This is a genomic window from Enterococcus sp. DIV1368d, assembly GCF_050542975.1.
GTDB lineage: Bacteria > Bacillota > Bacilli > Lactobacillales > Enterococcaceae > Enterococcus_D > Enterococcus_D casseliflavus.
Genome location: NZ_CP172939.1, coordinates 3,089,287 through 3,109,278, shown reverse-complemented (window position 1 = coordinate 3,109,278; position 19,992 = coordinate 3,089,287). Strand labels below are relative to the sequence as shown.

19 protein-coding genes are annotated in these 19,992 nt (G+C 42.6%); 14 read left to right on the top strand and 5 right to left on the bottom strand.

All coding sequences use genetic code 11. From position 1 onward, the window contains the following. Positions 1-282: 282 nt before the first annotated feature. The 6 genes from IGJ44_RS14615 (at position 283) to IGJ44_RS14590 (ending at position 7,360) form a co-directional block, all read left to right on the top strand. Positions 283-1,356 (top strand): ABC transporter ATP-binding protein, encoded by a 1,074-nt coding sequence (locus IGJ44_RS14615; protein WP_005228012.1) that lies wholly within the window; start codon positions 283-285, stop codon positions 1,354-1,356. Further along, on the top strand, positions 1,356-2,237 hold the full coding sequence (locus tag IGJ44_RS14610; RefSeq protein ID WP_005228014.1) for a carbohydrate ABC transporter permease: 882 nt from the start codon (positions 1,356-1,358) through the stop codon (positions 2,235-2,237). Before IGJ44_RS14615 ends, IGJ44_RS14610 begins: the two co-directional genes overlap by 1 nt. Positions 2,238-2,241: 4 nt before the next feature. After that, positions 2,242-3,060, top strand: coding sequence for a carbohydrate ABC transporter permease (locus tag IGJ44_RS14605; protein ID WP_005228015.1), 819 nt, complete (start codon positions 2,242-2,244; stop codon positions 3,058-3,060). Then, entirely contained in the window at positions 3,044-4,336 is a 1,293-nt protein-coding gene (locus tag IGJ44_RS14600; protein ID WP_005228016.1) for an MBL fold metallo-hydrolase, read from the top strand. Before IGJ44_RS14605 ends, IGJ44_RS14600 begins: the two co-directional genes overlap by 17 nt. Before the next feature lie 16 nt (positions 4,337-4,352). Then, positions 4,353-5,636 (top strand): ABC transporter substrate-binding protein, encoded by a 1,284-nt coding sequence (locus IGJ44_RS14595; RefSeq protein WP_016609876.1) that lies wholly within the window; start codon positions 4,353-4,355, stop codon positions 5,634-5,636. Between the two features lie 176 nt (positions 5,637-5,812). Beyond that, a complete protein-coding gene (locus IGJ44_RS14590) occupies positions 5,813-7,360 on the top strand; it encodes a bifunctional metallophosphatase/5'-nucleotidase (RefSeq protein WP_074536697.1) in 1,548 nt (515 codons plus the stop codon). A 43-nt stretch (positions 7,361-7,403) separates the two neighbouring features. Here the strand turns inward: IGJ44_RS14590 and IGJ44_RS14585 are convergent, their stop codons facing one another. From IGJ44_RS14585 to IGJ44_RS14575, 3 genes are read right to left on the bottom strand one after another with little or no spacing between them, the layout of a single operon-like run. Then, on the bottom strand, positions 7,404-7,565 hold the full coding sequence (locus tag IGJ44_RS14585) for a hypothetical protein (RefSeq protein WP_005228019.1): 162 nt from the start codon (positions 7,563-7,565) through the stop codon (positions 7,404-7,406). Between the two features lie 33 nt (positions 7,566-7,598). Continuing rightward, entirely contained in the window at positions 7,599-7,949 is a 351-nt protein-coding gene (locus IGJ44_RS14580) for a hypothetical protein (RefSeq protein ID WP_005233740.1), read from the bottom strand. A gap of 19 nt (positions 7,950-7,968) precedes the next feature. After that, the gene (locus IGJ44_RS14575) at positions 7,969-8,991 is read right to left on the bottom strand and encodes a lactonase family protein (RefSeq protein ID WP_005228024.1); all 1,023 of its coding nucleotides are present in this window, start codon (positions 8,989-8,991) and stop codon (positions 7,969-7,971) included. Positions 8,992-9,109: 118 nt separating this feature from the next. Between IGJ44_RS14575 and IGJ44_RS14570 the strand changes: the two genes are divergently transcribed. The 8 genes from IGJ44_RS14570 (at position 9,110) to IGJ44_RS14535 (ending at position 17,922) form a co-directional block, all read left to right on the top strand. Then, the gene (locus IGJ44_RS14570) at positions 9,110-9,463 is read left to right on the top strand and encodes a PTS glucitol/sorbitol transporter subunit IIA (protein WP_005228025.1); all 354 of its coding nucleotides are present in this window, start codon (positions 9,110-9,112) and stop codon (positions 9,461-9,463) included. A gap of 15 nt (positions 9,464-9,478) precedes the next feature. Continuing rightward, complete coding sequence (locus IGJ44_RS14565) at positions 9,479-10,660, top strand: AI-2E family transporter (RefSeq protein WP_005228027.1); 1,182 nt, start codon at positions 9,479-9,481, stop codon at positions 10,658-10,660. 281 nt (positions 10,661-10,941) lie between these two features. Further along, on the top strand, positions 10,942-11,511 hold the full coding sequence (locus IGJ44_RS14560; RefSeq protein ID WP_010749120.1) for a TetR/AcrR family transcriptional regulator: 570 nt from the start codon (positions 10,942-10,944) through the stop codon (positions 11,509-11,511). Between the two features lie 33 nt (positions 11,512-11,544). Continuing rightward, positions 11,545-12,081, top strand: coding sequence for a flavodoxin domain-containing protein (locus IGJ44_RS14555; RefSeq protein ID WP_074536698.1), 537 nt, complete (start codon positions 11,545-11,547; stop codon positions 12,079-12,081). A 531-nt stretch (positions 12,082-12,612) separates the two neighbouring features. Further along, positions 12,613-13,539 carry an ROK family protein gene (locus tag IGJ44_RS14550; protein WP_430605884.1) on the top strand — a complete coding sequence of 309 codons (927 nt, stop codon included), beginning with the start codon at positions 12,613-12,615 and terminating at the stop codon, positions 13,537-13,539. Positions 13,540-13,668: 129 nt separating this feature from the next. Then, positions 13,669-15,936, top strand: coding sequence for a helix-turn-helix domain-containing protein (locus IGJ44_RS14545; RefSeq protein ID WP_074536699.1), 2,268 nt, complete (start codon positions 13,669-13,671; stop codon positions 15,934-15,936). A 33-nt stretch (positions 15,937-15,969) separates the two neighbouring features. Continuing rightward, positions 15,970-17,271, top strand: coding sequence for a family 20 glycosylhydrolase (locus IGJ44_RS14540; protein WP_074536700.1), 1,302 nt, complete (start codon positions 15,970-15,972; stop codon positions 17,269-17,271). 150 nt (positions 17,272-17,421) lie between these two features. Next, entirely contained in the window at positions 17,422-17,922 is a 501-nt protein-coding gene (locus IGJ44_RS14535) for a GNAT family N-acetyltransferase (protein ID WP_074536701.1), read from the top strand. Positions 17,923-18,161: 239 nt separating this feature from the next. Here the strand turns inward: IGJ44_RS14535 and IGJ44_RS14530 are convergent, their stop codons facing one another. Next, positions 18,162-19,466 (bottom strand): alpha-L-fucosidase, encoded by a 1,305-nt coding sequence (locus IGJ44_RS14530; protein ID WP_074536702.1) that lies wholly within the window; start codon positions 19,464-19,466, stop codon positions 18,162-18,164. 25 nt (positions 19,467-19,491) lie between these two features. Continuing rightward, positions 19,492-19,989, bottom strand: a complete 498-nt coding sequence (locus tag IGJ44_RS14525) for a hypothetical protein (RefSeq protein ID WP_015510405.1) — start codon at positions 19,987-19,989, stop codon at positions 19,492-19,494. Positions 19,990-19,992: the final 3 nt, after the last annotated feature.

Below are 19,992 nucleotides of genomic sequence, written 5' to 3'. Positions count from 1 at the left end.
ATTTTCTAAAAACAGTAAAATGTTCGTGTTTACTGGCTAGAAACTGCGTTGTTTGGCTCATTGTTTTCTCATTAAAAGGTAAATTAATTAAAAATTCTTTCATAATTCCCAATGATTTTTACAAAACATTTACAATAATGGTATCGAATAAAAACATTCGTTTGTTATGATTAAAATCGAATTTCTTTGAGCGTTTGACCGAAACATCAAGAGTTCGTTTTTTTTGTGACTTGAAATGCCAGTCAACTATTCGGAGGAAAAAGAGAAAATGGAGGGGCAGTTTTGATAGAAGTAGTCGGGTTGAAGAAGGTTTTCGATAATAAGTTTGAAGCCTTGAAAGCAGTAGATTTTACAATAGAAAAAGGCGATTTGGTTTGTTTGTTGGGACCAAGTGGTTGTGGGAAATCGACGATATTGAATTTGATCGCGGGGTTGTTGAGTCCCACCGATGGCGATATCCGCTTTAATGGTTCTTCCGTTGTTAAGACCGAGCCAAAAGACCGCAATATCGGGTTTGTTTTTCAGAATTATGCCCTTTATCCCCATATGACTGTTTTAGAAAATGTCATGTTTCCACTGACAGTCGGAGAGAAAAAGATCAAGAAAAACGAAGCACAGAAAATTGCTGAAAAGTTCATGAAACTGACCAATATTGAAGAGTTAAGTCAGAAAAAACCAGGAACCCTTTCTGGCGGACAGCAGCAACGGGTAGCGATCACGCGTGCCTTGGTGCAAAGTCCAGAAGTCTTACTACTGGATGAACCATTAAGTAACTTAGATGCCCGTTTGCGCTTGAAGATCCGTGAAGAGATCCGTCGGTTAGTCAAAGAAGTGGGCATCACCACGATCTTCGTGACCCATGACCAAGAAGAAGCTCTTTCTATCAGTGATAAGATCATCTTGATGAACGAGGGGATCATTCAACAAAATGATGATCCGCAAAACCTTTACTTAGAACCAAACAATCTTTTTGTAGCGAAATTCATCGGTAATCCAATCATCAACATCTTGCCAGTAGAAGTCAAAGATGGTCAAATGATCCATCCTGCCTTCACTGTACCAGTTGACCGTTTTACTGACCTTCGCTTCAAGAAACCATTAACAGACGGCCAATACACGTTAGGCATTCGTCCAGAAGATGTGCTGACCACCTTGCAAGCAGGTTTGTTCCAAACGGAAGTCAAGAGTGTGGAGCTGATCGGACGAGAACGAATCTTGAACTTTGATCTGGCTGACAAACATATGAAATCGATCGTTAGTATTGAAGAAATCATTGAAGAAGGCGCGCAAGTGTCATTTGATTTTCATTACAAAAAAGCCTTTATCTTTGATGAAAAAGGAGAGCGGGTCTACTAATGTTCAAAAAAAATTATAACCCTGAGAACCAACCGAAAGCATGGCTGTTTTTACTGCCTTCATTGGTCATTATTTTCTTATTCAGTGTATATCCGCTGTTTCGTTCCTTCATCATGAGTTTCCAAAAAGGAACCTTGATTAACCAACAGTATGCTGGGCTTGAGAACTATCAAAGGGTTTTAACGGACCCAGTCTTCTTTCGAGCACTGCAAAATACGGCGCTCTTTGCTTTTGCGGTCGTACCGATCGCGTTGATCCTTTCTTTAGCGATTGCGTGGATCATTTTTGAAAAAGTCAAATACAAAAGTTTTTTTGAAACGATCTTTTTTATGCCTTATGTCACGAGTACGATTGCCATCGGGATCGTGTTTCGCTACTTTTTCAATGGCTCTTACGGGATCATCAACTATTTGTTGAGTCTTGTCGGCATTCCACCAGTCAACTGGCTGGATAATGTCAATATGAGTATGACGACCTTGATCATCTTTGGCGTTTGGACGAGCCTCGCCTTCAACATTATTATCTTGTTGGCAGGAATGCGCAACATCGACAAAGAACACTACAAAATCGCAAAAATGTTTGGCGCCACCGATGGCGAGATTTTTAGGAAAATCACCTTTCCGCAGTTGATCCCGACTTTTGCCTTCTTGTTAACGGTCAATCTGATCAGTGCATTTAAAGTCTATACTCAAGTATATGCCTTGTTTGGCGGACAGCCAGGGATCGCCCGCAGTGCAACCACGGCAGTCTTTTATATTTATGACAAATTCCATATCGCCGGACGTCCGGGGATTGCAATGGCGGCAACCGTGATCTTGTTCATCATTATTTTGCTCGTCACCTTTATCCAAAATAAACTTTTGAAGAAAGTGGGCGAATAAACGAATGAAAAAAATTGTCACGATTGTTTCGATGCTGTTTTTAGCAATTTTAGCAGTGATCACGCTGTTTCCCTTTGTCTATATGATTTTAGCTGGTCTAATGACCTACAGTGAAGCAACCAGTATTCCACCGACGATCATGCCAGAGTCTTTCCAGTGGAGCAACTACGGGGAAGTTTTTACCCGAGCACCGTTTTTACGCTACTTCTTCAATACGGTCTTCGTTTCCGCGGTGACGACTATCGCGACGCTGATCACTGCGATTCTAGCTGCCTTTGCATTGACTAGTCTTGAATTCAAATACAAACGGTTAGTTATCGGATTGATGATCTCGTTATTGATGGTTCCTTATGAATCGATCATTTTCACCAATTACAATACGATTGCGCGAATGGGCTTATTGAATACGTATAGTGCGTTGATCATTCCCTTTCTGACCAGTATTTTTTACATCTATTATTTAAACGGTTATTTACAAAGTATTTCTAATACCTTTTATAAGGCAGCCAAAATTGACGGTGCCAGCGACCTAGCTTATATCCGCCGAATTTTGATCCCCATGTCTAAACCAGCCTTAGTGACAGTCGGGATTCTGACGTTCATCTCTAGCTGGAATTCTTTCTTATGGCCGTTGTTAGTGACGAATGAGAAAAAATACCGTCTCTTAAATAATGGATTGGCTGCCTTTACCACAGAAAGCGGCAGTGACGTTCATTTACAAATGGCGGCAGCGACCTTGACCGTCATTCCAATTCTGATCATTTACTTGATCTTTAGAAAAGAAATTATCAAAGGAGTGGCTAAAGATGGCATCAAAGGATAAAACGACGATTACCTTTCATAGCGGGATCTTAACGATTGGAGGGACCGTCATCGAAGTTGCGTACAAAGATGCCCATATCTTTTTTGACTTCGGTTCGGAGTATCATCCAGAAACACCCTTACCAGATGAAGAATTACAAACGTTAGTTGCGCATCGCTGGATACCAGAACTGAAAAATGTTTACGATCCACGCTTAGACTACACGTACCAAGGAAGCGAAACGAAAGAATACCAAGAAACAGCAGTTTTTCTTTCCCACGCTCATCTGGACCATTCCAAGATGATCAACTTTTTAGACCCAAATATTCCTATGTACACCTTGAAGGAAACCAAAGCGATCCTCGAAGTGTTGAATCAAAAAGGGGACTTCTTGCTGCCCGTTCCTCATGAAGAAAAAAGCTTTGTCCGTGAATTGATCGGCTTAGAACCTCATGATGTGATTCGGGTCGGGGAAATCGAAGTCGAGATCATTCCAGTCGATCATGATGCGTACGGTGCGGCAGCTTTGTTGATTCGCACGCCAGATCATTTTATCGCTTATACCGGTGATTTGCGTTTGCATGGCTATCATCCAGAGCGTACCAAAGAATTCTGTCAGTTAGCCAAACACACGGATCTATTGATGATGGAAGGGGTCAGCATCAGCTTTCCAGAAAGAGAACCGGACCCCAAAGCGATCACAGTGGAAAGTGAAACAGAATTGATCGAGACCTTCGTGCGTTTGGTCAAAGAAAATCCCCAACGACAAATTACTTTCAATGGCTATCCAGCCAATGTCGAGCGCTTTATGGCGCTTGTTGAAGCCGCGCCGCGGACGGTTGTTTTAGAGGCGACGCAAGCTGCTTTGTTGAAAGAAATTTTCAATAAAGATGTACCGTTCTATACGATCGATGATCAAGTACCAGCGACTCTCGATCCAGCCTTCGCCATTTCTTATCAGGCATTATGTGCCGACACGAGCCAGTACCTTTGGCAAGCAGTCGCGCATTTTGAAAACTTGCAGACGGGTGGTTTGTATATTCACAGTGATGCGCAGCCGTTAGGCGATTTTGATCCAGCTTATCAAGTCTTTTTGGATCAATTGGCAGCACTGGAGATCGAATTTGTCCGTTTGCCAAACTCGGGACATGCGAAACCAGCTGATTTAGATCAGATCATTGCATGGATCGAGCCCCAACGATTGGTTCCAATCCATACGCTGAAACCAGAAAATCTGGTGAATCCGTATGGTGAAAGAATATTGCCGCAACGCGGTGAAAAAATTATTTTAGAGTGATAGAGGAGAGGAAAAAATGAAAACAAAGAAACTTGCATTTGCAGCAGCTGCAGCCGCGACATTGGTATTAGGGGCTTGTGGAAACAACAACGATTCATCTGGTTCTACGGAAAGTGATGAAATCGTTACAGAACTAAGCGAAGATACGACTGTCACCTTTTGGCATGCAATGAATGGTGCGCAAGAAGAATCATTGACGAAATTGACCGAGCAATTCATGGACGAAAATCCAAACATCAAGATCGAATTGCAGAACCAATCAAGCTATCCTGATTTGCAAGCAAAGGTGAATTCAACCTTGCCTTCACCAAAAGATCTGCCAACTATCACCCAAGCATATCCTGGTTGGTTATGGAATGCTGCCCAAGATGACATGCTAGTTGACCTTGGCGAATACATCAACGATGATACTATCGGTTGGGGTGACCAAGAAGAGATCCGCAGTGCCCTTTTAGATGGTGCGCAAATCGACGGCGTGCAATACGGGATTCCTTTCAACAAATCTACAGAAATGCTGTTTTACAATGCAGACATGTTAGACGAGTATGGTATTGACGTACCAACAAACCTGGAAGAATTAAAAGAAGCTTCTCAAGAAATCTATGAAAAATCAAACGGTGAAGTCGTAGGTGCTGGTTTTGACTCATTAAACAACTACTATGCCATCGCAATGAAAAATCAAGGCGTTGATTTTGACAAAGACTTGCAATTAGACAGCGATGAATCAAAAGAAGTCATCAACTACTACCTAGATGGTGTTAAAGACGGCTACTTCCGAATCGCTGGTTCTGACAAATACTTGTCTGGTCCATTTGCCAACGAGCAAATCGCAATGTATGTCGGCTCAATCGCAGGGGAAGGCTTTGTTAAAAAAGATACCGAAGGCAAATTTGAATACGACGTAGCAGCTCGTCCAGAACCAATCAACTTGCAACAAGGAACTGACTTGTATATGTTCAACAGCGCAACACCAGAGCAACGCACCGCTGCTTTTGAATACATGAAATACTTAACTTCGCCAGAAGCGCAAAAAACATGGGCGATCGATACCGGCTACATGCCAGTTGTTGAATCTGTTTTGGAAAGCGATGAATACAAAAACAATCCTGAAACAAAAGTCGCTGCCAAATTAGAAGATGCAACCAAAGAATTGTTCTCGATCCCAGTGATTGAAAATGCTGATCCTGCTTACAATGAAATGCGTTCTATCATGGAAAACATTTTGTCTAATACAGATCAAGATGTCGATCAATTGATTGAAAACGCAAAACCACAATTAGAAGATGCTTGGAACCAATAATTCTGAATTTCTTCGTCAAAATAGGGTATAATCAGGGAAACACCTGAGAATGAAAGACAAAAGGGTTTGTGCCATAAGGTTTGAAGACACAAGGAAGCAGAAAATGCTAGCTTTCGAGGGTTTTCGACTTATGCGCATGCCCTTTTGGTCTATTGAGGGTAAAAGGAGTCTTTTGAATGAAAATCACGTTTTTAGAAACGAGCGATATGCATGGCTATGTCTATCCAACCAATTTTGCCGATGACACGGAACAAGGATTCGGCGTGGCAAAAATTGCTACCAAAATGAAAGAGCTACGTCAAGCAGCCACCGGACCGGTCGTAACGATCGAAAATGGCGACTTTATCCAAGGCTCGCCCTTAAGCTATTACATCGCCAAAAGCCAGCACTCCGTTGCCGCATTGACCGCTGTCGTCAACCACCTGGACGTTGATGTCCATGTCTTAGGCAATCATGAGTTCAACTACGGTCTGCCTTATTTGCAAGAAGCGATCGCCAGCTACCAAACACCAGTACTCGCAGCGAATATTTTAAATGAAGCGGGAGAACCATTCTTTGGCCAAGCTTACACCATCATTGAAAAAGAAGGGGTAAAGATCGCGATCTTAGGAATGGTGACGCCATATATTCCTCATTGGGAACAGCCTGCGACGATTCGCGGGATGCAGTTTGTCAGCATCGTTGAGACAGCGAAAAACTATGTGCCTTACTTAAGAGAACAAGCCGATATCGTTGTCGTCAGCTACCATGGCGGCTTCGAGCGTGATTTAGTCACTGGAGAACCGACCGAATTATTGACTGGTGAAAATGAGGGCTATCAATTATTGCAGGAAGTCTCCGGAATCGATGCCTTCTTCACAGGACACCAGCACCGTGAGATCGCCACAAAAATCAATGGTGTCCCCGTTGTACAGCCCGGTTATCGTGGAAGCTTTATCGGCGCCATCGAATTGACGGTTGAAAAAAATCAGACAGGGGTTCATGTCACAAACAGTACGGCTGCGTTGATCCCTGTTGCAGATGCTGTCCCAGATCAAGAGACGTTGGCTTTGTTAGCACCCATCGAAGAAGAATTACAAACCTGGCTAGATCAGCCGTTAGGCAAAGTCAGTGGGGATATGCGAATCACCGATCCGATGGGGGCACGCTTGAAAGAGCACCCTTATATTGAATTTATCAATCGTGTTCAGATGGCTGCCAGCGGCGCCAAAATTTCTGGTACTGCTCTTTTCAACAATGAGGGCAAAGGCTTTGGCGCAACCATCACGATGCGAGATGTGATCACTAATTATATTTACCCAAATACGTTAGCTGTAGTCAAAATAACAGGTGCCGAATTAAAAGCCGCTTTAGAACAAACGGCGGATTATTTAGCCGTTGTTGACGGTCAGATCGTCTTCAATCCTGCTTTTATTGAGCCAAAACCGCAATATTATAACTACGATATGTATGAAGGCATCGAGTATACGATCGATCTTAGTCAACCCGTCGGTCAGCGAATCACCCGCTTGGACTTTGAAGAAAAAGCCATTGCGATGGATCAAGAATTAGAGATCGTCATTAACCAATACCGTGCAGTAGGTGGCGGCAACTACGCCATGTTTTCTGCCGAAAAAATCGTTCGTGAGATTCAAGTCGATATGACGGAACTGATTGCTGACTATTTAAAACAGCATCCTCAAATCGAAGCTACGACGAATCAAAACTTTCTAGTGACGTTATAACAGTAAAACAGCCTGCGATGAAGGAAGCATCGCAGGCTGTTTCTTAATTTTCTACATTGCGTACATAGTCATCAAAGTATTTTACCAAATCCGCTTTGACTTGTTGATAGTCTTCTTCGGAATACTCTTTGTCTTCTAGTTTTGCTTCGAAAAACGGCATGGCCAATTCTTCTCGTAAACGATCCAACACTTGTTCTTGGTTCATAACGTCACCTTTTTCACATTTGATTTGATTTCATCATAACAAATGAAATGAGGCTGTCAATGCTTCGTAAGTGTCTTTCATTTTTTCTAAACGATTTTTTAAAGAAACAAAATCATCGTCATCATGAAAAAGGACTTGTTTTAATTCAAAATAATAGATCTCAAAAGCATCAAAGAAAGCAATGACTTCCGCTGTTTGCAGCTCTTTGGCAGTATCGCAGCGAATATAGGCTTTTTCAGCGATCGCATACGTTTCTGCAGTCGTTAATAGGACCAATGATTCATTGTATTTGCGGCTCGTCACTAGTTCAAAGGTTGATTGACATTTATTGTAGATATTAGAAAAATCTTTGAGCACAAGTTCCTTTGGTGTTTTATCAAACATGGGGGAATCCTCCAAAACTTTATTTTTTGAATAAGACGCAGACACATTCTGGTGCGTAGATGTCTTTTTCTAAGACAGTCAATTTGCCAGTGGCTTCATCGCGTTTGTATAACGTTAGGTTATCAGAATTTTGGTTGGCACAAACGAGATAATCGTTTGTCGGGTCCAAATCGAAATCGCGAGGGAAGTCGCCTTCAGTCGAGATTGATTGAACAAAAGTCAGGCCAGCGCCTTCATCGGTTACTTCAAAAACAGCGATTGAATTATGGCCGCGATTTGAGCTGTAAACAAAACGGCCATCGTTCGAGATACGTACCGCAGCGCCACTGTTGAAATCCGTAAAGTCCGCAGGGATCGTTGGCACCTTTTGGATTTTCTCAAAACTGCCATCTGCTTCATTGTAGCGTAAAACAGTCAATGAGCTGTCTAATTCGCCCACTAAGTAAGCGTATTGGTTATTTGGATGGAAGACCAAATGACGTGGACCAGTTCCGTCTTCTGCCACGTAAACGGCAACTTCTGTCAGTTTGCCATCTTCTGAAATATCATAAGTATATACCCGGTCTGTTCCAAGGTCACAAACTGCTAAACGTTGGTCTGGTGTTAAGTCAGTATAGTGGACATGAGGTTTGTCTTGGTTTTCATGAGAGCCGACGGGTTCATCATGGTAGATGCTGTCCGTTGCTTCGATGCTGCCATCCTCTAGAATTTTATAAACATTCACTTCACCTTTATGGTAGTTGGCACCATATAAAAGCTGACGGGTTTCATCAACTGCTACATAGCAAAGTGGTGCGCCTTCTTCCGTTGCGGTATTCAGCAAGGTAAAGTCTGGGGTATAAGCAGCTGCGCCGCCGTTGCCATCTACTTCTGTGACGCTGTAAACTGCTTCTTTTTTACTGCGGGCAAGATAAGTCGGACTTTTTTCTTCCGCGCATAAGGTCAAATCGGTCAGTGTTCCTTTTTCCGTATCTAAAGCGATCGAATAGATCCCTTTACTTTCGCGACGAGTGTACGTACCTAAATAAATCGTTTGCAACATAAAAAAACCTCCTAATAGTTTCATTCCTATTTAATTCTACCATAGAATGCGGTTTTGGGCGGGTAGAAAAACTCTTTATGTTATAATAAACAAGAAGATAGAAAGGGGAGTTTGTCATATGAAAAAAGGGACGATCAAAGAAATCGGTCCACAAGCGATCGATTCGCAAGAAAGAATGATCATCTTTTTTGGGGAAGAAGCGACCGACACACTGCGAGAATATTCAGTCATTCAAACGATTCCTGATTCGCAAGCGTTAGTCGTCACAAAAGGGGACCAGATCACTTTTGGTGATCAGACCTATCAAGTCCAATATGTAGGGACGGTCGTAAACCAAATCCTGCAAACGATCCAGCATGTGACCTTTGTCTTTGACGAAGTGCCGGCTGAAGATCAGCTTTCAAGTGCGATTTATTTAACGCCAACTGTTCTGCCGAAACTAGAAGTCGGCATGCAGGTGACGTACGACTAGGAGGCAAAGAATGTCATGAAAGAAACGCAGAAAAAGCCGCATTCCTGGTTTTGGAAATGGTTTTTAAACAATCAAGCAGTGACCAGCTTGCTGGTCATTTTATTGATTCTCTTGATTTTGCTGCTCTTTACGAAAGTGTCGTATTTGTTTGAACCCGTCTGGCAATTTTTAGCCATCGTCGGATTGCCAATCATTTTGGCGGGGATCTTGTATTACTTGATGAACCCCACCGTCGACTACTTAGAACGCAAGGGAATCAAACGAATCTACAGTATTTTTGGTCTCTTTATTTTAGTGGTTGGTCTGATCGTCTGGGGTGTGGTGGTGATCATCCCTAAGATCCAAGAGCAATCCATGAGCTTTGCGGATAATTTGCCAGGCTACTTGACGATCATCGAGAATAAGGTGAATGAGATTCTCTCTGATCCAATCTTCTCGCAAGTCCAAGAGCAGATCGAAGCCTCCAATGAGAAGCTGATTTCTTCTTTGACGGATATCGTCCAAAACCTTTCCCGCAGCACGATTCAAAATCTAGGCAGTTTCTTCGGCGCCGTTGCAACGATCGTTTTAGCGGTCATTACCATGCCATTTATTTTGTTCTACCTACTGAAAGATGGCCGTAAACTAGCCCCTTATTTTGTTAAATTTCTGCCAACCAAAATGCGCCAGCCATCACTGGTCGTCTTAAAAGAGATGAACGATCAAGTATCCTCCTATATTCGGGGACAACTGACGGTGGCGTTTGCGGTCGCAGTGATGTTTATGATCGGGTTTAGTATCATTGGCTTAGATTATGCCATCACACTGGGGATTGCAGCGGGATTTCTAAATTTAATCCCTTATTTAGGATCTTTTTTGGCCATGATCCCTGCGGTCTTTTTAGGAATCGTCGGTGGACCCGTGTTACTGATCCAAGTGCTGATCGTCTTTGTCATTGAGCAGACCATTGAAGGCCGCTTGATTTCGCCATTAGTTCTAGGAAACGAGTTGTCGATTCATCCTGTCACGATCCTGTTAGTCCTCTTGACTTCAGGAAAACTGTTTGGCCTTGTTGGGGTCATTTTAGGGATTCCTGTGTATGCGGCAGCTAAAGTGGTCATTACCCATGTGTTTGAATGGTATACGCGGGTTTCCTCCTTGTATGAAGAGGAAGAACCGATCCCCGAAGCGCCACCAGAGGACACCCCAGAAGTGTAGCAGCTTCGAGTGTAAAAGAGCCCATACGTATTATCTACGGTACAGCCTTTTTCTGTGGGCTGTACCTTTTTTATGCGGATAAAAGAGCCAGCAATCATTGGAAAGTAACGGAAGATTTACAACCTATGAACGATGATTTTTGAGAAATAGACAACTCTTTATTCAATAGAAAGAGCGAGGGATAGTGGCCTGGACCCAATTGACTTCGAAGGAACTAAATAATATAATCGATTTATATAAAGAGTTTATATAACGGAACTTGTGCTTAGGGAGGGCAATGAATGCCGAAACAACGAATAACAAAGGAAATGGTGGTTGATGCCGCCTTTGAGATTGCACGAAAAGGCGGTATGGAGCACGTGATCGTCAAGAACATTGCCGAGAAGTTAGGCTGTTCAGTCCAGCCCATCTATAGTTACTGCACCAATATGGAGGGCCTGCGAACAGAGGTAGAGCAGAAAGCACGGCAATTTTTACAAGCGTATCTAGAAGCCCATAGCGACCCCCAGGATCTGTTTCGCAGTACCGGACACGCGTATTTGCAATTGGCGAAAGAAGAACCCCATATTTTGAGTATTTTTGTCTTACAAAAAAGAGCGAATGTTTCGTCATTAGAAGATCTGTATCAGTTGGAGACGAATCCTCAAGTAGCCCAAAGGATTGCCGCCGATTTGACTATCAGTATAGAAACCGCCAAACAGCTACACATGCATATGCTCATTTACACGATCGGAATCGGTACGATTTTCTCAGTAACGACACCTGGTATTCCACTAGATGAAATCTATGCACAACAGGAAAAAGCGTACGAAACGTTTTTAGAACAAGCAATAGCTGGCACAAAACCATAAGGTGCAGTCCTAACTGCAGAGAGGAGTTCCCCCATGAAAAACGGCATGATTGTTTATCAATCGAAATACGGCGCTGTCAAAAAGTATGTCCACTGGCTTCAAGATGCAACAGGTTTTTCCAGCCTAGAAACCCCAAAAGCGAAAATAGCTGAAGTAATGGATTATGACACAATTATCTTCTGTGGGGGAATCTATGCATCGGGTATTGCTGGACTGTCCTTTTTAAAAAAGAATACCAACCAGCTAAAAGACAAAGAGATACTTATCTTTTGTGCGGGAGCCTCTGCTCCTGAAGAAGATGTTGTGAAAAAACTCAGAGAACAGAATCTCACGGGTTCGCTAAAAGACATCCCCCTTTTTTACGGCAGAGGACAATGGCAGGAAAGCAAAATGAATTTCTTTGAACGAAACTTAGTGAAAATGTTAAGAAAAGCTGCGGCTAAGAAAGCGCCGCACACCTATGACCCACAGACGAAGGCACTCATGGAAGCCAACGGACAAGATTGTGATTGGACAGATAAAAAGTACTTGGGTCCGTTGGTGGATTATTTGGAGCAGGGACTGTATTGAACGAGCACAAGCGTTTATTGAGGTTTTATGACTCAAATGAGCAATGAGTGACCAGAGTGTAAGAACAGAACAAAGTTAGTTTATTGCTAATAGATTTTCTGTTGTGACACCCAGAGTCAGCAACTAAGTTTTAAAAAATCGCTCGATCTATTTCTAAAAAGCAATGACTAAGTAGAATGCCGATCACGCATGAGAGGATGTCTTATGCGTGACGGTTTTTTGTTTTATAAACTAGATAGCTTATCTCAAAAAATGGGTAGCTGTTTCCTTTGCTGACAAAATTCTCAGGCACCGTATCTAATGGATTTCTTTTTTGCTTTGCAGGATGAACAGTTTTGTGAAGCTGAGCGTTAAACCTGATCTTTTTAGTGTTTTAAAAATAAGCAGATAAGCTATCACTTTCTGTACAACGTATATTCTTTCTAAATGCAAGATATCTTTCGTTGCGGGGTTTTTTATGGCTTGGGCGGATTTGACACACTGTTGCAAGAAATACATATGGTCGCCGAAAACATTGGTTGCGTATACTAAATGCAAGATAAAAGAAAGCCTTGTGAGGTCAAGAAAATGTGGATTTTAGCAATTGATATTGGCGGTACTGCTATTAAATGTGGGTTAGTGAATAGTCAAGGGGAACGCAGACAATTGACTCAATTTCCTATGAACAAGGAATATGCCACAGTCATGCAACGCATATGTCGACACATCGATGCATTCTATGCTGCAACATTTGATGGTATTGCTATTAGCTCAACGGGACTGGTTGATCCACGAAGCCAAGAAATCGGGATGACATCACCTTTGTATGAAGGATTTGGCAAAAGACTGGTTAGGCATTTGCGAAGCACATACCAATGTCCAGTGGCTGCCGAAAATGATGGCAACTGTGCGTTATTGGCAGAAAAGTGGTTAGGTCACGCTCAAAATTGTGCGTCCTTTGCGACAATTGTCCTAGGTACATCCGTTGGCGGTGGCTTAATGATTAACCATCAATTGGTTCGCGGCAAACACTTACTAGCAGGAGAGTTTGGCTATATGCTTTTTCCGACCGAAACGAAGGATTGGGAACTTTGGAGCATCGCAGGGTCAACCAGAACTCTTGTGGAAGAAACAGCAGAGCGTATCGGAGATCCCACAATCAATGGGCAGCGCATTGATACACTGGTTCAAGAACAAGATCCGCGATGTCTGCCAATGGTCGCTGATTTTGTCGATAAGCTGGCGGCAGCTTGCTATAGCCTACAGTACATGATTGATCCGGAAATTATCTTGATTGGTGGTGGAATCAGTGCTAGCCGTTTCTTGATCCCTCAAGTAAACGCACGATTGGCTGTGATTGCTGAACAGATTCCAAGTACTGTTATCGTGCCAAACATTTGTGCCTGTCGTTTTGGCAATGAATCAAATTTATTAGGCGCTTGTTATAACTGGTTAAGAAAATACAAGCCTGATAGCTAACTTGTAAAAAAGCATTGTTTTTTATTAAAATAAAGCGTATTTTATTAGAGTATCATACATTCTTTTCTCCTAAATAAGTACCGATAAATGAAAGCGTTTTTGAGCTTTTGAAATAACAGAGAATAGGTGATGCAAGTGAGAAAGTACACGGAACAGAATCGTCAAAAACTATTTAGGGGAATCATTCGTGCCATCAGCTCTTATTTAATCGTGTTTTTAGTGCCTTTTTTAGCCGTGTCATGGATTTGGTATGATACCTCTGTCAAAAGTATCAATGAACAAGTACTGCTGACGGCCAGAAATCAATTGATCCAATTGAAATATTCATTAGAAAATACATTTATTCAATTGAATTATCTGACCCAAAAAATGACCAATGATCATGTTGTTTCATTGAAATACCTACAGCATCCTTACTTGACTAAAGAAGCAAAAGAAGCGATGCAGACATATAAAATCACTAACGATCTAGTCGAAGAAGTCTATTTATATTATAAAGAAGCTCCGGCGACCCTTTATTCAACCGTTGGCTCACTGTCAGTCGACACATTCTTGAATAAGGTACTGCCAAAAAACGATATGGACCAAGTTCAATTGGTCGCACAATTGGACTCTCCAGCGCCGACGTTACTGACATTGGAAGGTGCTGGTGGAGAACAGCGATATTCGCGTTTCTTTTATATCGTTCCAATTCAAAGTGAAGAAATGACCGTTTACGGCGCAGCAATCTACGAAATCAAAGAAAACAATTTGAAGAGAATCCTTGATTTAAGCAATAGTGATGGGCTCAGCAATACCTATATCATCAATGATGAGTATCAGTTATTAGCCAGTACCACCAATGATGAGTTAGCACGCTTTTTAAATCATCCTGAGCGAATGAAAAAAGGCATTCAAACAGGACGAATGCGGTTTGAACAATCGACGTATTTTGTTCAAGCGATTGCCAACAAAGAATTGAATATTTCGGTCGTAGCTGTCGCCAATCCGAATCAAGCATTGGCTTCAGTCAACCGTGTGCAAGAACAGTTCGTCCTAGTATTTATCGCCATATTGTTTACGGGTATCACCGCAGTCGTGATGCTTGGTTTACGCAGTTATCGGCCGATTCGCAAAATAGAAAATCTGGTTCAGGAGTTTCATCGTGATCCAAAAATGACTCTTCATTCGATGGATGATGTCCATAATACGCTTGCGGCATTTTTGGTAGAGCACCAAGAACTGCATCAGGAAGTTCGTTTACAAACACCCCATGCGAGAGAACAAGTATTGCGCAAATTAATGAGTGGACGTTTCCGTTCAGAACAAGAATTGGCTCTGCTTTTGGAAGCTGTCCATGTTTGTTTTCCTAAGTCGAATTATTTTGTGATCGCCATTGATACGAAAACTGTTGATACCAAAGCCAAGCAAGGGGATAAGAAATTTTTAATTGATTATATCGAAGAAATCAAAGAAGCTGATTATACGGCATATGCCACTGAAATTTTGTCCACAGAAATGCTGGCATTGACCGTTGGCTTTGTTGATGGCAAAGAACAAAAAGAAATTGTAGATGCTATCGCGGAAAAAATTACCCAAGCGATCTCCCTAACACCCGCAATGGGTGTCGGGATGACGGTGGATCAACTAACGGCTATTAATGAATCGTATATCGAAGGATTGGCGGCACTGGAAAATCAAGGAAGTCAAGGGAAGCAAATCAGCTACTATGCGGAGCTTTCCCAAGAGACCAAACATTTACCGATCAATTATCCAGACAATCAAAAATTAAAATTGATCCAAGCCTTGAATCAAGGAAATATTGAAATTGCCAGTGAAACGATCCAACGTTTGATTGAAGAAGGCGAGAGCAAACAGACTTCTCCTCGTGTCCAAAAAATGTACGGCTACTACTTGTTGAATACGATCGCGCAAGTCGGCGGTGAATTGGTGGGGGCAGAGGTACTGCATACTGCTTCTGAAAGTGCCGATTTCAACAGCTTGAACCAATTGCAGACGGCCTTGTTAACGATTGCCCAGCAGATTTGTACAAAGGTGCAGAAACAGCCGCTGGATGACGAGTCGGAAATGAATGAGAAAATCTTCAGTTTTATTCAAGAAAATTATCATTCCTCTCAGCTATCGCTAGAATCGGTGGCAGAGGAAGTAGGTGTATCTGTCTCTTATGTCAGCCGTTTTGTAAAAAAAGAAAGTGGCAAAACCTTCTCCAAATATATTCAAGAATTACGGCTGAAAAAAATCAAAGAAGAACTGATTGAAACAGATTTGCCAATCAAAGAAATTATTCGTAACAATGGGTATTATGATGTTTCCAACTATACGAGAAAGTTCCGAAAATTAGTGGGTGTGACCCCAGGGCAATACCGTGAAATGAACCAAAAAATGAGAAATTATTGAACGTAAATTATTGAAAGTAAGAGGAAGAATGAGATGAATAAACCAGTTGATTTGAAAGAAGCTCAGCAACGAGCTGCCGTCTTTTTTGAGGAGATAGGTTGGCAGTCGGCGAAGGAACCGCTCCCGCAAATAGTGGTCGATCCGCAGCTGGATGCTGATTTTCGATTTGAAACCCAAACAATCAGTGTGTCCTCGCCAGAACACGTCTTTTACGCGTTAACCAAATATGGCCGAGATCAAGCGACAGGTCAATTAGCACAGAAAAGCTATCTAGCAGCGCTTAAAGAACGCTGTCTGATGATCGATATCGGGCGCAAATTTTATTCTCTAACTGATTTGAAAGCAATCGTCCGCAGTATGGCTTGCTTCCAATTTACGCATCTGCAGCTTCATTTTTCGGAAAACGAAGGCTTTCGGATTGAATCCCAGCAATTTCCAGAAATCGTTTCGGAAGAATATTTGACCAAGCAGGAAATTCGTGAATTGATTGCGTATGCTCAAAACCATTCAATTGCCATTATCCCTGATTTTGATTCTCCTGGTCATTTGCGGCAAGTATTGGCTCAAAAGCCCGAGTGGCAATTACCGACAGCTGATGGCACGCGTGATGAACGAGCACTGAACATTTTGGATTCAGAAGCGGTAGCTTTTATTCAGGAAGTTTATCGGGAATATGCGCAACTGTTTGAAGACAGCACCTATTTTCATATTGGTGCCGATGAGTTTATTGATTTTGATCATTTAGAAAACTTTCCGCAAATGATCGAAGCAGCCCGCGAGCGCTATGGGGAAAAAGCTAGCGGAATCGAAGTTTTTATTGATTATGTCAATGAGCTAACGGCCTTTGTTGAAAGTCTCGGCTTTGTTGTGCGGGTCTGGAATGATGGTTTTTACCGCTTGAATCGCCAAGAGCAGACAACGTTGACGGAGAATTGCCAAATCTCCTATTGGACCCGGTGGAACCAGAATATGGCGCCGGCAGATGTCTTTTTTGAAAAAGGCTATACCATGATCAATCACAATGATAATTTTTTCTATTATGTCTTAGGAGAAGCGGCAGGCTATACTTATCCAACCTACGAAAAAATCAGCAATGAATTCCAGTTGACGACGTTTGCCAATGGACAACAAGTTGCACAGGAACAGCTTGCCCAAACACAGGCGATCGCTTTATCCGTCTGGGCGGATGTACCTGAGGCCCAGACCAGTCGTGAAGTGATCCAAGCGATTTTTTGGCTCCAAGCGGCCATTAGCCAAAAAGTTTATAATGAACCCAATCGGCCAAAAGAGACAGTTCAAAAGCTCTATGATGGGTGGGAAGCGACATTCAGCTGATTGCTAGAGGAATTGGGTGAAGCAGCAATCCCTGATAATCCCTATTATTTTTTATGATGAATAAGTTTAACGATAAGGCAAATCAATGCCAGCGACACACTGTATAGAATGAACATAGCCCCGAGTGAGGGGGAGAAAGGGAGCAAATAAGTGATCATAGATATTCAACCGTTGAAGAGAAAAGATATCCTTGAAATGGATCAAATGTTTTTAAAGCAAGGGTGGCCTTCTCGTAAGCAGCTCTTGATTGATTATTTAAACGAGCAAGAAGCGGGGGAGAGATACGTTTTGCTTGCCAAAATAAACAACAAAACTGCCGGGTATTTGACCATGATCCCTCTAGCAAAGCACGGACCATTTAAAGGCTTGTATCCAGAAATTGTGGATTTTAATGTTTTTGAATCCTATCAAAATCAAGGGGTAGGCAGTCAGCTTTTAAAAGCAGCCGAAGAAAAGGCACGAGAAATAGCTGCCGTGGTGACATTGGGGGTAGGCCTGCATAATGGTTATGGATCGGCCCAGAGACTGTATGTAAAACAAGGCTATATTCCAGATGGATCTGGTGTTTGGTTCAATAATCAGAATTGTGCGATGAATGCGCCTTGCTGCAACAATGACGATCTTGTTCTTTATTTGTCTAAGGAACTTTGAACCTCCTGTGGTAAGTACCGTTAAGAATGGATTAAGCACGCAACTCGTTTGGATGTTCTCATCACCTGTTCAACAAGCTGGTTGGCTACTTTCGTATAGGCAAATTTGTAGGAGTTCTTGAACAAATAGCCATAAAAAATGACTAAAAGCGATCCGCTTCTAGTCATTTTTTTGTAAAGAAAGTAAGGGCAACGTCTTTATATAAATAAATTCTTCATTTAGGACAGTGCAACGGGTGCTTACATTTCTCTTAAAGTGATCTCGACCACTGGTACCAACACATCTGGTGGGCAGACGGGTAAGCTGAGAACAAGGTCCTCTTTGTTGATGATGGCTTCCGTTGAAGTTAGCACTTCCTCGGGATCAAATCCTCGGTAAAACAATTCGGAGCCATCATGTAAGAAACGGATATGCTTTACGCGTCCTGCAAGCCCTGGAAGATGCAAGGATTTGTATGGATAAGAAAAGAGGTGCAAGTAAAGTTTATTCCCGTTTTGGGTGTAACGACTGTCAATAGGCGGTTGAAAAGAGCTGGCACCACAGCCGATAATCGCTTGTTGATGATAATGCATCCATGAACCGATGGCTTCTAAATGGCTGCGAGTTGGTAAGCTGATTTCTCCACGAGCATTTGGGCCGATATTTAAAAGAAAGTTCCCATCTTTTGCCACTGTGTCAATCAGCATTTTGGTCATCATTTCACTGGATTTCCAGTGCTGAGCATCACGATCATAGCCCCACGTTTCGTACATCGTTTGGCACGCTTCCCATATCAAAGGCAATCCATCCGCTTCTAATGGTTTGTCTGGTTGGAATTGCTCAGGGGTGGTAATCCCTCGGCCCAAATCCAGACGGTCATTCAGCAGCATGTTCGGCTGCAGGTTTCGACAAATTTCTTCGATCCGCTTACTATCCCAATCGGCGGCACCTTTGCCTTTAGACCATCCCCAATCTCGATGACTATATGGAAAATCAAACCACATATAATCGATGGTTCCATAGTTAGTCAGTAGTTCAGTGACTTGACCAGCTAAAAAATCTTGATAGCGGCGCATGTCACGCTGGTTATTCGTCTGACGGGCTTGAATAGTCTCTCGTTGCGGATGCAGGCCGTCGAGCGTGAAATCTGGATGATACCAATCGATCAGCGAATGATACAGCCCAATCTTAATGCCGACCTTACGAAATGCCGGCAGCAGTTCTGCTAAGAGGTCACGCTTGAAGGGGGTATTGGTCACTTTGTATTCGCTGAGAGCGGTATCCCAAAGGGCAAAGCCTTCATGATGTTTCGTCGTGAAGACCATGTATTGAAAACCGGCCTTCTTTGCGGTTTGAGCCCATTCCTCTGCATTGAAAAGATCAGGATCAAACTGAGAAAAATAGTTCTCGCGATAGGTGGTGGGTTCAATTTTTTCTGTCGTCATAAACCATTCGTGTCGAGCGCCAATACTGAATAGGCCGAAATGGATGAATAAGCCAAACCGATCATGGAGGAACCAGTTTGGATCAGGGTAGTCGGCAGGCCAATTTTTATACGTTCTCATTAAAAATAACTCCTTTTTCAATCACTTAAAGAAATTCTGTATTCGTCATGACTGTTTCTTGAATTTTCCAGCCATCTGCTTCCTTGACAAAGGTATGGTAAGCCTCTGTGATGTGGTCACGGTAAGAAGAGTCTTTTGGGCTGATCGTTTTCTGTTGAGCCGCGACCAGCATGGATCCTGTCTCTTGTTTAACAACTTCAAAAGAAAGCAGCGTGTGCTGCAGCTGTTCTTCTGCAAAAAAATCAGCTAATTCTTGGGTCGTCTCTGCTCGTGCCGCTGCCACTAGCGTTGCGGCATAGGCTGTCGCGTCTTGGTCAGAGGCTGCTTGTAAATTTTCTTTCAGCACTGCCAAACACGCCTCCGCCGCTGCTTGATTTGTAATATTGCCTGTCATCTCCAGTTTTTCTGAAGGTTGGGCATGAACTGGAGCAGAAGAACCGGTTGTTAGAAAATAGAGAAAGAATAGGCTAACAATAGCCAGCAGACTCACGATGACGGTTCGGCGCAGCAAGGATGTTTTCATAAG

Bases quoted from the DNA above. Each gene is read 5' to 3' on its own strand.
- IGJ44_RS14610 (WP_005228014.1), top strand. From the start codon at position 1,356: ATGTTCAAAAAAAATTATAACCCTGAGAACCAACCGAAAGCATGGCTG.
- IGJ44_RS14565 (WP_005228027.1), top strand. From the start codon at position 9,479: ATGAAAGAAACGCAGAAAAAGCCGCATTCCTGGTTTTGGAAATGGTTT.
- IGJ44_RS14600 (WP_005228016.1), top strand. From the start codon at position 3,044: ATGGCATCAAAGGATAAAACGACGATTACCTTTCATAGCGGGATCTTA.
- IGJ44_RS14540 (WP_074536700.1), top strand. From the start codon at position 15,970: ATGAATAAACCAGTTGATTTGAAAGAAGCTCAGCAACGAGCTGCCGTC.
- IGJ44_RS14590 (WP_074536697.1), top strand. From the start codon at position 5,813: ATGAAAATCACGTTTTTAGAAACGAGCGATATGCATGGCTATGTCTAT.
- IGJ44_RS14530 (WP_074536702.1), bottom strand. From the start codon at position 19,466: ATGAGAACGTATAAAAATTGGCCTGCCGACTACCCTGATCCAAACTGG.
- IGJ44_RS14560 (WP_010749120.1), top strand. From the start codon at position 10,942: ATGCCGAAACAACGAATAACAAAGGAAATGGTGGTTGATGCCGCCTTT.
- IGJ44_RS14555 (WP_074536698.1), top strand. From the start codon at position 11,545: ATGAAAAACGGCATGATTGTTTATCAATCGAAATACGGCGCTGTCAAA.
- IGJ44_RS14570 (WP_005228025.1), top strand. From the start codon at position 9,110: ATGAAAAAAGGGACGATCAAAGAAATCGGTCCACAAGCGATCGATTCG.
- IGJ44_RS14550 (WP_430605884.1), top strand. From the start codon at position 12,613: ATGCAAGATAAAAGAAAGCCTTGTGAGGTCAAGAAAATGTGGATTTTA.
- IGJ44_RS14580 (WP_005233740.1), bottom strand. From the start codon at position 7,949: ATGTTTGATAAAACACCAAAGGAACTTGTGCTCAAAGATTTTTCTAAT.
- IGJ44_RS14605 (WP_005228015.1), top strand. From the start codon at position 2,242: ATGAAAAAAATTGTCACGATTGTTTCGATGCTGTTTTTAGCAATTTTA.
- IGJ44_RS14525 (WP_015510405.1), bottom strand. From the start codon at position 19,989: ATGAAAACATCCTTGCTGCGCCGAACCGTCATCGTGAGTCTGCTGGCT.
- IGJ44_RS14545 (WP_074536699.1), top strand. From the start codon at position 13,669: ATGCAAGTGAGAAAGTACACGGAACAGAATCGTCAAAAACTATTTAGG.
- IGJ44_RS14585 (WP_005228019.1), bottom strand. From the start codon at position 7,565: ATGAACCAAGAACAAGTGTTGGATCGTTTACGAGAAGAATTGGCCATG.
- IGJ44_RS14595 (WP_016609876.1), top strand. From the start codon at position 4,353: ATGAAAACAAAGAAACTTGCATTTGCAGCAGCTGCAGCCGCGACATTG.
- IGJ44_RS14575 (WP_005228024.1), bottom strand. From the start codon at position 8,991: ATGTTGCAAACGATTTATTTAGGTACGTACACTCGTCGCGAAAGTAAA.